Annotated in this window: 12 protein-coding genes and 1 pseudogene; all 13 read left to right on the top strand. The window is 34.3% G+C overall.

From position 1 onward, the window contains the following. Positions 1-357 (top strand): FtsB family cell division protein, encoded by a 357-nt coding sequence (locus CHSO_RS14480; RefSeq protein WP_045497306.1) that lies wholly within the window; start codon positions 1-3, stop codon positions 355-357. A gap of 69 nt (positions 358-426) precedes the next feature. Further along, a complete protein-coding gene (locus CHSO_RS14475) occupies positions 427-1,590 on the top strand; it encodes a methylmalonyl-CoA mutase family protein (protein WP_045497303.1) in 1,164 nt (387 codons plus the stop codon). A gap of 77 nt (positions 1,591-1,667) precedes the next feature. After that, positions 1,668-2,051, top strand: a pseudogene (locus tag CHSO_RS14470) (GxxExxY protein). Between the two features lie 34 nt (positions 2,052-2,085). Next, entirely contained in the window at positions 2,086-3,234 is a 1,149-nt protein-coding gene (locus CHSO_RS14465) for a class I SAM-dependent methyltransferase (protein WP_084220998.1), read from the top strand. Positions 3,235-3,371: 137 nt separating this feature from the next. After that, positions 3,372-3,641, top strand: a complete 270-nt coding sequence (locus CHSO_RS14460) for a hypothetical protein (protein ID WP_045497300.1) — start codon at positions 3,372-3,374, stop codon at positions 3,639-3,641. Positions 3,642-3,811: 170 nt separating this feature from the next. Further along, on the top strand, positions 3,812-5,191 hold the full coding sequence (locus CHSO_RS14455) for a dipeptidase (RefSeq protein WP_045497297.1): 1,380 nt from the start codon (positions 3,812-3,814) through the stop codon (positions 5,189-5,191). A 269-nt stretch (positions 5,192-5,460) separates the two neighbouring features. After that, on the top strand, positions 5,461-6,279 hold the full coding sequence (locus CHSO_RS14450) for a T9SS-dependent choice-of-anchor J family protein (protein WP_045497286.1): 819 nt from the start codon (positions 5,461-5,463) through the stop codon (positions 6,277-6,279). A gap of 183 nt (positions 6,280-6,462) precedes the next feature. After that, positions 6,463-7,380: a T9SS type A sorting domain-containing protein gene (locus CHSO_RS14445; RefSeq protein ID WP_045497283.1), complete on the top strand. Its 918-nt coding sequence runs from the start codon at positions 6,463-6,465 to the stop codon at positions 7,378-7,380. Positions 7,381-7,459: 79 nt separating this feature from the next. Further along, on the top strand, positions 7,460-8,167 hold the full coding sequence (locus tag CHSO_RS14440; protein WP_045497281.1) for an SDR family oxidoreductase: 708 nt from the start codon (positions 7,460-7,462) through the stop codon (positions 8,165-8,167). Between the two features lie 149 nt (positions 8,168-8,316). Further along, a complete protein-coding gene (locus CHSO_RS14435) occupies positions 8,317-9,063 on the top strand; it encodes an electron transfer flavoprotein subunit beta/FixA family protein (RefSeq protein ID WP_045497278.1) in 747 nt (248 codons plus the stop codon). Positions 9,064-9,104: 41 nt separating this feature from the next. Beyond that, positions 9,105-10,052, top strand: coding sequence for an electron transfer flavoprotein subunit alpha/FixB family protein (locus tag CHSO_RS14430; RefSeq protein WP_045497275.1), 948 nt, complete (start codon positions 9,105-9,107; stop codon positions 10,050-10,052). Between the two features lie 179 nt (positions 10,053-10,231). Further along, positions 10,232-10,831 carry a bifunctional nuclease family protein gene (locus CHSO_RS14425; protein ID WP_045497273.1) on the top strand — a complete coding sequence of 200 codons (600 nt, stop codon included), beginning with the start codon at positions 10,232-10,234 and terminating at the stop codon, positions 10,829-10,831. A gap of 23 nt (positions 10,832-10,854) precedes the next feature. Further along, positions 10,855-12,135 carry an MFS transporter gene (locus CHSO_RS14420; RefSeq protein ID WP_045497271.1) on the top strand — a complete coding sequence of 427 codons (1,281 nt, stop codon included), beginning with the start codon at positions 10,855-10,857 and terminating at the stop codon, positions 12,133-12,135. The last annotated feature ends 233 nt before the right edge of the window (positions 12,136-12,368 follow it).

Raw genomic sequence — 12,368 nt, 5'->3', positions numbered from 1 at the left:
ATGGAAGAAAATAACCTTATCAAAGACATTCAGCCGAAATCTGAAACATTCAAACTTATCCAAAAATATGTGTTGAATAAGTATACCATTACGATCTGTCTGTTTTTGGTATGGATGGTTTTCTTCGACAAAACCTCATTTCTTGTAATTAACGAACTGAATGGTGAGATTCATAAATATGAAGATCAATTGGAGTATTATAAAAAAGAATACGAAAAGAACGATGCCTTCTATAAAAAGTTGATGAACAACAAATCAGAAAAGGAAAAATACGCAAGAGAAAATTATTTTATGAAGAAACCCAATGAAGAAATCTTCATTTTGGTAGTCGACAGTACAAAAGTCGCTAAGAAATAATAATAGGATACGTCAATAGGGAAGAGTTCATCAATTCGCCATTGCCCACCCACAATTTAAATAAAACTAATGTCAAATACAGCTACACTTCCAAATTGGGAAAATTTAGTAAAAAAACAGCTTAAAACAGAGGATATTTATCCTATTCTGGAAAAGGAAAACCTGGAAGGAATAGAAGTAAGACCTTTCTATACAGAGGTTAAAAAAACTTTGGTAAATCTGCCAAGAGTTGAAGAAAGTACCCATTTGGTGGCTAGATATCACGAAAGTCTGGAAGAAGAAGTATTTGCATTTTTACTCGATCAGAATGTAGAAAATCTGAGCGAGAAAACCCTCTTTGTCAACAATAAAGAACTTGCAGGACATATTACCCCTCAGGATGAAGATCAATATTTTTCTTTAATTGATGTCTTCAATGAAAAAGATGCCATGATTGACGATCAATTGGCAAAAGAATTATTGGCAAAAGGATTCAAAAGAAGTATTTGTGTAGATATCTCACTGCATCAGAATGCAGGAGCTGCTATTTATCAGCAATTAGGGATTGCCTTGGCAAAAACAAAAGAGCTGGTAGAAGTATATGGAGCTGAAATTCTCAATAAATTAATCTTCAGAATTGCCGTAGGAAGTAATTACTTCTTTGAAATGGCAAAACTAAGAGCCTTTAAAATGGTTTTTAACCAGCTTTCCAAAGAATATGGATTAGATGAGATTCCTTACATCTTTGTAGAAACTTCCCTTAGAAATAAGGCTGTTTCTGATAATGAAAACAACCTGATCCGTTCTACATTAGAATTAGCTTCAGCAATGATTGGTGGGGCAGATGCAGTGTTTACAAACAATTATCTTGTAAACAGAAGTACAGATAACTCCGAGGAAATTTCTTTCAAGCAGCAGATTGTTCTGGCGTATGAAAGCATCATCAATGTGTTTGAAGATGCCGGTAACGGAAGCTTTTATATTGAAGATGTTACTCAACAGATTGCAGACAAGGCTTGGGGGTTATTTGTTGAAATGGAAGATGCCGGAGGCTATCTTGAACTTTTAAAGCAGGGAGTTGTTCAGAAAAAGATCTACGACCATGCTATTGAAGAGCAACAATGGATTGAAGAAGGAAAAATCAAACTGATTGGGGTTAATTTATACCCAAAATTAGACGTTAAAAAGTCCATTAGTGACCTTTACAACGAAAAAGAAATAAAAGCCGTTCGTTGGGCAGAAATGTTTGAATAAGATGTAATTATTTCCCACAGATTTCCCAGATAACACAGATTTTATAGGTAAGACTGTAAAATTTAAACATAACACAAATGAATGAGAATGAGATTAGCTTTTATATCAGAAAATCTATATTTTCTGTCTATAATGAATTGGGACCAGGGTTGTTGGAAAAGGTATATTAAAGAGTTTTAGCATTTGAATTGGAAAATAATGGACTAAGTGTTAAAACACAAGTTCCTATTCCAATAAAATTTAAAGACATTATTATTGATTCAAGCTTTATTGCCGATATAATTGTAGAAAATAAGGTTATTATCGAAATAAAATCAATACCGGAAATAGTTAATGTTCACCACAAGCAACTGTTAACTTATTTAAAGCTAACAAATCTTAAAGTAGGAATTTTAGTAAATTTTAATACAGATTATATAGATAAGAGTATTATCAGAAAAATAAACGGAAATATTGATTAAATACAAAAAAGAATCTGTGTAATTCGTGAGATCTGTGGGAAATACAATATTAAAACAAGAAGTTCAAAACTATATCAATGCAAATCTAAAGGCAGATCTGCACTCATTACTATTAAAAAAATCTCCGTTTCCTGAAGTTTCTATGCAGGAAATTGTACAGCAGATCAAAGGAAAACAGGTCGCAGAGAAAAAGTTTCCTTTCTTATTGAAGGAGGGAGTTATTTTTCCACCGCAGCTTAATATGGAGCAATCATCATCCGAAAAGACGGCTCTTTATAAATCAGAAATTTTAAAAGGTAAAAAGTTTATTGACCTAACCAGCGGTTTTGGAATTGATGCTTATTATCTATCTCAAAATTTTGAAGATATTACTTTAATAGAGCAAAATACAGAGCTTTTAGAGATTGTTGCCCACAATTGGAATACTCTTGAGAAGAAAGCAAGATTTATCAATCAGAAATTGGAAGATTTTTTAAATGAAAATCAGGAAAATTTTGATACCATTTATCTTGATCCGGCCCGAAGGGATCAGAATAAAAACAAGGTTTTTCTTTTGGAGGATCTTTCACCGAACATCCTTGAAATCCAGGAAAAATTGATGTCAATATCAGATCAGGTGATTATTAAGCTTTCACCATTAATTGATCTGAAATATCTTGTTTCAGTAGTACCCAATATTTTCAGACTTGATATTATTGGGCTTAAAAATGATGTAAAAGAAGTGGTAGCCTTTTTATCTGGAGAAAAGAAGAAAAGGATTATTTGCAACTGTGTGAACCTTGAAAGTGGAGAATCTGACTTTGGTTTCACATTTGGGGATGAAGAAAGTGCACAATCGGAGTACTCTGAACCTGAAAAATTCATCTACATTCCTAATAATTCCATTTTAAAGGCCGGAACTTTTAATTTAATTTCAGAAAAATTCGGGGTTAAAAAATTACATCCCAATACTCATTTATATACTTCTTCTGAAAGGATTACCGAATTCCCCGGAAGAATTTTTGAGATGGAAGTTATTGATTCTAAAAAGATTAAAAAGAAAGAGCAATACAATATTATTTCAAAAAACTATCCTTTAAAACCTGAGGAAATCAAAAATAAATACGGATTGAAAGATGGTGGAAATAACTACCTTATTTTTACACAGTCCAAAAAAGGGAAAATTATTTTAAAATCAGTATAAAAATGTTGCCAAAAGAAGCAGGATTTCTTAATTTTGGGCAATCAAAAATTAGAGCATGAAATCGCTCGCTGTTTAGCTTAATAGAATAGACTAAAATAGTGCGATTCCATATGACATTTAAAAAATAAATTTTACATATGAAAAAATTAGTTATATGTTTAGCGATTGCAACGGTAGCTGTAAGCTGTAAAAAAGTACCGCAGGGTGGAAATAAAGGTACTTTGAAACTTGAAGAAGGAGTAGATAGATATTCTGACGATGCTCAGGGTGGAGAAGCTCATGCTACACATGAGGCTGCTGCTGAACACAAGGAAGAAGCTGCAAAACCTGAAGCTCCTAAAACAGATAGTACTGCTGCTGCAAAGCCTGCTGAAACAAAAGAAGAGGCTCCAAAAGCTGGACACTAATTAATTAGTATACCATATAAAAATGCTCTGTTTTATACAGGGCATTTTTTATTTTTGAAAATGACAAAGGGGGCAATCATCAGGAAATAATCTTTTTCTTTAGAAAATCCTGTGTTTTTACTTGGCCCAGCGGTGCATTTTTTTTAATTTTAACAAAATAAAATTTTACAATGCAAGAGACATTAAATTACATCAACGAAAACAAACAGCGTTTCGTTGATGAATTATTTGAGTTATTGAGAATCCCTTCTATTTCTGCAGATCCGGCATATAAAGATGATGTATTGAAGTGTGCGGATGTATGTGCAGAACACCTTAAGAACGCAGGAGCTGACAATGTTGAAATATGCAAAACTAAAGGTTACCCTATTGTTTTCGGAGAAAAAATTATAGATACAAACCTACCAACGGTATTAGTTTACGGGCACTATGACGTACAACCGGCTGATCCATTGGAGTTATGGAGAAAGCCACCTTTCGAGCCTTATATCGAGAAAACGGAACTTCATCCGGACGGAGCTATTTTTGCAAGAGGAGCTGCAGATGATAAAGGACAGTTCTTCATGCACCTGAAAGCGTTTGAAGCAATGATGAGAACCAATACGCTTCCTTGCAACGTTAAATTTATTCTGGAAGGAGAAGAAGAAGTAGGATCTGTAAGCTTAGGAGACTTTGTGAATGAAAACAAAGAAAAGCTATCTTGCGATTGTATTTTGATTTCAGATACCCATATCTATAGCAATGAACAGCCGACTGTTACAACAGGACTAAGAGGATTAAGCTATGTAGAAGTAGAAGTGGAGGGACCAAACAGAGACCTTCACTCAGGACTTTATGGCGGAGCGGTTCCAAACCCGATTCACGTGTTGTCTAGAATGATTGCTAACCTAATTGATGAAGACGGACATATCACTATTGACGGTTTCTATGATAATGTGGAGATTGTATCGGATGCAGACAGAACAGAAATGAATAAACTGAAGGATAACCCTGAAGAATTCAAAAAGTCAATCGGATTGAGCAATATTGAAGGGGAAAAAGGATATACAACCTTAGAAAGAGCCTCTATTCGCCCTACTTTAGACTGTAATGGTATTTGGGGTGGATACACTGGAGAAGGCGCTAAAACAGTAATTCCTTCCAAGGCTTTTGCTAAAATTTCAATGCGTTTGGTTCCTTATCAGACTCCTGAAGAAATTACAGAAAAATTCACGAAATATTTCGAAAAAATTGCTCCGGATACTGTAAAAGTAAAAGTAACCCCTCACCACGGAGGAATGCCTTACGTGTTACAAAGCGATACTAAAGAATTCTTAGCGGCTAAAAAAGCTATGGAGACTGCATTCAGTAAAGAAGTATTACCATACAGAAGTGGTGGAAGTATTCCTATTACAGCAATGTTTGAGAAGGTTTTAGGAGCTAAGTCAGTATTGATGGGCTTCGGGTTGGATTCTGATGCGATCCACTCTCCAAACGAGCACTATGGATTATTTAATTTCTATAAAGGAATTGAAAGTATTCCATTGTTTTTTGAAAATTATTCAAAATAAATATTGATTTTATATCATAGAATCTTATAAACGATGTGTTTCTTTACAGAAACACATCGTTTTTTTTGAAAATAATGAGAAGTAATGAAAAATAATCTTGATTGAGAGTGTATTTTATTGTTTTTAAGGACGATTATTATTTTTTATCATTAAAACTTTGTTTTCTCCCTTTTGAGAAATAATTTTGATTATAAAGTGTAGTGAATCAGCGTTTTATTTGAATCATTTTCCTTTGTCTTATTTTGATAATAATCTTTAATAAACATTCTATGAAAAAATCATTATTTTTTACTGTATTCGTATTACTGAGTCTAGTTTTCAGGTTTAATGCCCAAACTGTTATTCTGGAAGAAACATTTGATTCGTCAACAAACAGTGCGTTACCTGTGGGCTGGGAAGCAGTTGATAGAAGTGGAACCTATCTAACCTGGACGGTTGCAGATGAAGATCCGGAAGTAGATGCTATGGGGTTTTCAGGAAAAACAGCAATGGTGTTATCAAGTCCAATTTCTGATGAGCTTTTAGTTTCTCCGGTAACCAATCTGCCAACAGGGAATTCTTTTTCCTTAACATTTTTGATAGGTACATTTACAGGAGGTGGAATTTTTCTCTCTCAGCAGCATTATGCAGTGTATGTTTTACCAGAAGGAGATACATTTACAGGTTCAGAAACACCTATTCTTGAGGAAGATATAACCGTAGATGATGTTGCAGATTCTAAAACGGTTGACTTATCTGCGTATGCAGGACAGAGTGTTAAGATTTATTTCAGGCAATTTAATTCTACCGGAGATATAGGAATACTTCTTTTGGATACCATTCAATTGACTCAGCAGTCTCAACTTGGAACTTTAGAGGTGGGATTGGCACAAGAGTTAACAATCTATCCTAATCCTACCTGTGATTATGTAGTCATGAAAACAAAGTCTAAGATTTTAAAAGCAGAAGTTTTTGATCTGGCAGGAAAGAAAGTTCAGGTAGAAGTAACAGATAATAAAATTAATATGCAGCAACTTCCGCCAGGAGCTTATCTGCTGAAAATTACTACCGGAAATAAAATCTACTCCCGTAAAATAATTAAAAAATAGAAATTAGACATCAAAAAGTGCTTCAATAGAGGCACTTTTTCATGAAAAAATAGTGTTAAACAGTGCCATTTTTAAAGCGTTTAAAAATAAATTCATTGATAATAAAAGCTTTATTTTTTATTTGTAAATAGTTATTTCACTATTCAAGGAAAGTTTATATTTTTATTCCAAACTTGAAAACTAATGAAAAAAATTTACTTAATTGCGTGCTCTTTGTTAGCATTGTTTTCCTTTGCCCAGCAAGCGGTGTCCTTTGAAGATAACGAAGGATTTACGGCTGGAAATATTAATGGGCAAGGAGCTTGGATCAGTACTCCAACCGGAGGAAATCCTGAAAATGTGATGAATCAGATCATCTGTACGGATGTTGCAACCGATGGAAGCAGTGCTCTGAAGATTGTAAGAGAATCTATTTATGGGGTTCAGTCGGAGCCTATTATTGGTGGTTTTTATAACTTGATAATCCCCCTTACCAGTACCAATTTTTCTGCTTCATTTGATATTAATATGTCCCAACTTAACGGATCTGTGTTTGGGTTTCAGGGAGTAGATAATATTAATGAGAAGACTGTTGTAAGGGTGGATTTTGAAAAAACAGGGGCCATAAAAGTGTTAAATAAGGATCCCAATGTACAGAATATGGTTTCTACACCCGGAATTTGGTCTCCCAATGTATGGTATAGATTTAAAATAGTAGGCACAGCAATGGAGACCAGATATTATCTTAATGATACTTTAATTTATACCGAACCCATTTCAGGCACTCTTGCTATGGATCAACTGCGGTTTGTTCACAATAATGGGTTAGGTACGGCTTATGTTGATAATATTAAAATTAATGATGAATTGGTATTGTCTGTTAAAGAAACAAAGGTAAATGCTAAAACATTAACTTTATACCCTAATCCTGTAATGGATGTTCTTCATATCAAATCTAAAGAAAAAGCAAATAAAGTCGAAATCTATGACGGCAGTGGAAGAAAGATACCTGCTGACTTGGATGGAGACCAAATAAATGTTAAAAACCTGAATCCAGGAAACTATATTATTACCATTGAAACAAAAGAAGGTAAAACTACTGAGAAGGTTATCAAAAAATAATACCTGATAAATTTTAGTATCAGTAAAACGCTTCAATTGGAGCGTTTTTGTTATTTTAGAGAAATAAATTTTGAAGAGAATGTCAGAAAACAAAACAGCATATATAACGGGAGGAACCAAAGGAATAGGTTTCGGGATTGCGAAAATTTTGCTTGAAAATGGAATTTCAGTAGCATTTTCAGGAAGAAAGAGGGAAGATGTCTTGAAAGCTGAAGAAGATCTTAAGCAGTATTCTGACAACGTTTTGGGAATTGTTTCTGATGTAAGAAGTTTGGAGAGTGAAGCAGAAGCGGTAAAATACATTATTGAAAAATTCGGAAGACTGGATTATGTGATTGCCAATGCTGGTTTAGGGATATTCAAACCTGTAGATCAACTCACTGCTGAAGAATGGAATGATATGATAGAGACCAATCTTACCGGTGTTTTTTATACCTTAAAAGCTTCCGTAGAAGAACTTAAAAAGACAGAAGGCTATTATATTACCATTTCAAGTCTGGCGGGCGCTAATTTCTTTGAAAATGGAACAGGGTACAATGCTTCAAAATTCGGAGTTGTAGGATTTACACAGGCAGCTATGATTGATTTAAGAAAGTACAATATCAAATCTACCGTAATTATGCCGGGATCAGTAGCCACTTATTTTAATGGAAATGTACCTTCAGAAAAAGACAGTTGGAAGATCCAGCCTGAAGATATGGGGAATCTGATATTGGATATTTTAAAGATGAATTCCAGGGTTCTGCCTAGTAAAATAGAGTTTAGAGCAACAAAACCAGGTAAATAAGTACTTCTAATGTATTGAATAATAATTTAATAAGTATTATGCATGCATAATATATTTTTTATTTATATTAGCAAAAATTAATTCAAACAAAATCTCTGCATAAAGTGTCATGATTTTATGCCTAAAAGAGAAAAAATAAAATAGTACACATGAAAATATTAGTTTGTATTAGTAGTGTTCCGGATACTACTTCCAAAATTAACTTTACAGCAGATAAATCTGCTTTCGACAAAAACGGAATTCAGTGGGTTATCAATCCGCTAGATGAATTTGCGTTGACAAAAGCGGTTAAACTTCAGGAATCTCAGGGAGCAACTGTAACAGTAATCAATGTAGGAGATGCTGGTACAGAACCTGTAATCAGAAAAGCTTTAGCCATTGGTGCTAATGATGCAGTAAGAGTAAATCTTGATCCAAAGGATAGTTATTCTACAGCAAAAGAAATTGCGGCTGTAGCTCAAAGCGGAGGATATGATTTGATCCTTTGTGGTAAAGAATCTATCGATTATAACGGTGGTTCTGTACCGGGAATGGTAGCTCAATTATTGAACCAGCCTTTCGTAAACGCATCTGTAGGATTAGATGTAAATGGAAATGAAGCTACTGCAGTAAGAGAAATAGAAGGTGGAAAAGAAACTATTTCTGTTAAATTACCAGCAATTATCGCAGGTCAGAAAGGATTAGTAGACGAGAAAGACCTTATCATTCCAAACATGAGAGGAATTATGTCTGCAAGAACAAAACCTTTGCAGGTGGTAGAGCCGGCTTCTTCAGAAGTTAAAGTTCAGGGAGTATCTTATGACAGTGTTCCTCCAAGAGCTGCTGTGAAAATGGTTTCTCCGGACAATCTGGATGAATTGGTAAGATTACTTCACGAAGAAGCTAAAGTGATCTAATTCTTGTAATCCTTTAATTTTTAATCTTTAAATTTAAGAAAATGGCAGTATTCGTATACGCAGAAAATATAAATGGAGTTTACAAAAAAGCAGCTTTTGAAGCAGTTTCTTACGCTAAAGCTGTTGCAGATAAAGCAGGAGATACCGTTACAGCGATCTCTGTAAACCCTACAGATTCTTCAGATTTATTATACAAATATGGAGCATCAAATGTTATCAATATCAAAGACGAAGGTCTTAAAAATTTCTCAGCAAAAGCATTTGCACAGGCTGTAAATGAAGTAGCTAATGGAAATATCATCGTTTTTCCTCACACTACAGATGCTTCTTCGGTAGCTCCTATGCTAGCGATCATGAAGAATTATTCTTTAATTACTAACGCATTAGAGGCTCCTGAAAGCCTTTCGCCTTTCCAGGTGAAGAGAAGAGCTTTCTCAGGAAAAGGATTTATGCATGCGAAAGCAGAAGGAAACGGAGTAATCGTTACGGTTTCTCAAAATGCTTTCGGTGTTAAAGAGAATGCAGTGTCGGGTTCAGAAGAAGTGAAAAACTTATCTGTAGCTAATGATGATACTAAAGTAATTTCTCACGAACAAAGCTCAGGGAAATTAGACCTTAAAGAAGCTGAAGTAGTTGTTTCTGCAGGTAGAGGAATGAAAGGTCCTGAAAACTGGGGAATGGTTGAAGATTTAGCTAATGTTTTAGGAGCTGCTACAGCATGTTCTAAACCAGTTTCTGACATTGGTTGGAGACCTCACACAGAACACGTAGGGCAAACAGGTAAAGCAATTTCACCAAACCTTTATATTGCAATAGGGATTTCAGGAGCTATTCAGCATTTAGCCGGGGTTAACTCTTCCAAAACTATCGTAGTAATCAATAACGACGCTGAAGCACCTTTCTTCAAGTCTGCTGATTATGGAGTAGTAGGAGATGCTTTCCAAATTATTCCTGCTTTAACAGAGAAAATTAAAGCAATCAAAGGATAAAATATAATGGTGAATAGTCAATTTACTTTGCTTTTCAATTCTTAATAATTTACTTGCAAAGAAAATTCATGATTAGCCATTAATAATCATATACAATACAATAAAAGCTCGGCTTTCCGGGCTTTTATTTTTGTGTAAAAAAGTGAAATCACAATAAAAAATTAATCTATATTTGTGCTATGGATTATAAGCAGCTAATTATTCGCGGAATATCGTACAGTCAAACCCAATCGGGGGCGTACGCATTGTTACTGGAGCATGAGGAAACACACATAAAATTACCTGTTGTTATAGGAAATTTCGAAGCTCAATCTATCTCTCTTGGACTGGAAAAAGATATCCATCCACCGCGCCCACTTACCCACGACTTATTCTCAAAATTTATTGTTTCGACCAATTATGAGTTGGTTTCTGTAATCATTTACCAGATTGTAGATGGGGTATTTTTTTCAAATATCAACTTTAAAAATAAAGTCACTGAAGAAGAACTGATCCTTGATGCAAGAACTTCTGATGCCGTTGCTATGGCTGTAAGATTCGATGCACCTATCTTTACCACACAGCAGGTTCTGAATGAAGCCGGAATCTTATTGGAACTGGAAGATGTATCAAAAGAAGAGCAGACTTTTTCAGAAACAGTGCAGGCTGAAGACAACTTAAAATCCCTTTCTATGGAGGAGCTTCAGAAATTACTGGATGATGCCGTTAAAGAAGAAGATTATGATACCGCCCTTGAAATTCAGGAAGAAATCAAGAGGAGGAAAAAGAAAATTGACTAAAAAGAGATACTTTATATAAACTTATGAATTTAAAATTACGACTGACTGTTCTGAATTTTCTTCAGTTTGCAGTTTGGGGGGCTTATCTAACTTCCATGGGGAACTATTTAGGTTCTGTAGGCTTAGGCTCTAGAATTGGGCTTTTCTATGCCATGCAAGGGATTGTTTCTATTTTTATGCCTGCAATTATGGGGATCATTGCAGATCGATGGATTCAGGCTCAGAAATTACTTGGAATATGTCATTTACTTGCAGCAGTTTTTTTGGTGGCTGCAGGCTACTATGGAATGTCAGCAGGCAGTAATGTTGAGTTTTCCAAATTATTTACTTTATACAGTTTAAGTGTGATGTTTTACATGCCTTCCATAGCATTGTCGAACTCTGTAGCTTATAGTATTCTTGTTAATAATAATTTTGATACTATCAAAGCTTTTCCCCCTATCCGTACTTTCGGAACAATAGGCTTCATATGTGCAATGTTATTTGTTGACTTTACGGGTTTCCAGAATAACTATTCGCAGTTTTTTGTTTCTGGGGTACTAGGAATAATATTATTCATATATTCATTTACTTTACCAGAATGTCCGGTTAATAAAAGTGATGATAAAAGGAGCTTATATGATGCATTGGGATTAAAGGCATTTAGCTTGTTTAAAGACAAGAAAATGGCTACATTTTTTATATTTTCAATGTTGCTAGGGGTTTCACTTCAAATCACAAACGGCTATGCTAATCCTTTCATAACAAGTTTTAAAGATATTCCTTCTTTTAAAGATACTTGGGGAGCTAATCATGCGAATGCTTTGATCTCACTTTCTCAGGTTTCTGAAACAGCATGTATTCTATTGATTCCATTCTTTTTAAAGAGATTTGGAATTAAAAAAGTAATGCTAATGGCTATGTTCGCTTGGGTTTTAAGATTTGGTCTTTTCGGAGTAGGAAATCCCGGAGGAGGAGTTTGGATGTTTATACTATCAATGATTGTTTATGGTATAGCATTTGATTTTTTCAATGTTTCAGGTTCTCTTTTTGTTGATAAAGAAACTGATAAAAGTATTCGTTCAAGTGCACAAGGAGTATTTATGATGATGACTAATGGTTTTGGTGCTACAATTGGTATGCTAGCTGCTCAAGAGGTTGTAAATCATTATGTTTTTTCTCAGACAGATCCGATATTACAGCTTAAAGGATGGGAAATATCATGGTATATTTTTGCAGGTTATGCCCTAGTTGTTGCTGTTTTGTTTGCGTTTATATTTAAACATAAACATAATCCTGAAGACGTCTCTTCAGTGAAACACTAATTTAATTAATAGCAATACAATATAAAATTGCACTTTCGGTAAGGAAGTGCAATTTTTTTATTTTAAACCATATCATAATCATGCTAATGTGCTGATAAGGATAAAATGTGATTTAAAAATTAGTATAATGATAATTGGCTGTTTGTAATTCATCAAGATAATTGATATATTTTTGATAAATATTTAAAATTAAAAGAATTTTATTGTGGCTAATGACTGTTAGGTACTGAAAA

Origin of the sequence: Chryseobacterium sp. StRB126 (assembly GCF_000829375.1) — a bacterium.
In the GTDB taxonomy this organism is placed as follows: domain Bacteria; phylum Bacteroidota; class Bacteroidia; order Flavobacteriales; family Weeksellaceae; genus Chryseobacterium.
The sequence above is the reverse complement of the archived record's forward strand: the minus strand, read 5'-3'. Positions and strand labels throughout refer to the sequence as shown.

Excerpts from the sequence above, each read along its gene's own strand:
- CHSO_RS14480 (WP_045497306.1), top strand. The coding sequence starts at position 1 with ATGGAAGAAAATAACCTTATCAAAGACATTCAGCCGAAATCTGAAACA.
- CHSO_RS14475 (WP_045497303.1), top strand. The coding sequence starts at position 427 with ATGTCAAATACAGCTACACTTCCAAATTGGGAAAATTTAGTAAAAAAA.
- CHSO_RS14460 (WP_045497300.1), top strand. The coding sequence starts at position 3,372 with ATGAAAAAATTAGTTATATGTTTAGCGATTGCAACGGTAGCTGTAAGC.
- CHSO_RS14455 (WP_045497297.1), top strand. The coding sequence starts at position 3,812 with ATGCAAGAGACATTAAATTACATCAACGAAAACAAACAGCGTTTCGTT.
- CHSO_RS14450 (WP_045497286.1), top strand. The coding sequence starts at position 5,461 with ATGAAAAAATCATTATTTTTTACTGTATTCGTATTACTGAGTCTAGTT.
- CHSO_RS14445 (WP_045497283.1), top strand. The coding sequence starts at position 6,463 with ATGAAAAAAATTTACTTAATTGCGTGCTCTTTGTTAGCATTGTTTTCC.
- CHSO_RS14440 (WP_045497281.1), top strand. The coding sequence starts at position 7,460 with ATGTCAGAAAACAAAACAGCATATATAACGGGAGGAACCAAAGGAATA.
- CHSO_RS14435 (WP_045497278.1), top strand. The coding sequence starts at position 8,317 with ATGAAAATATTAGTTTGTATTAGTAGTGTTCCGGATACTACTTCCAAA.
- CHSO_RS14430 (WP_045497275.1), top strand. The coding sequence starts at position 9,105 with ATGGCAGTATTCGTATACGCAGAAAATATAAATGGAGTTTACAAAAAA.
- CHSO_RS14425 (WP_045497273.1), top strand. The coding sequence starts at position 10,232 with ATGGATTATAAGCAGCTAATTATTCGCGGAATATCGTACAGTCAAACC.
- CHSO_RS14420 (WP_045497271.1), top strand. The coding sequence starts at position 10,855 with ATGAATTTAAAATTACGACTGACTGTTCTGAATTTTCTTCAGTTTGCA.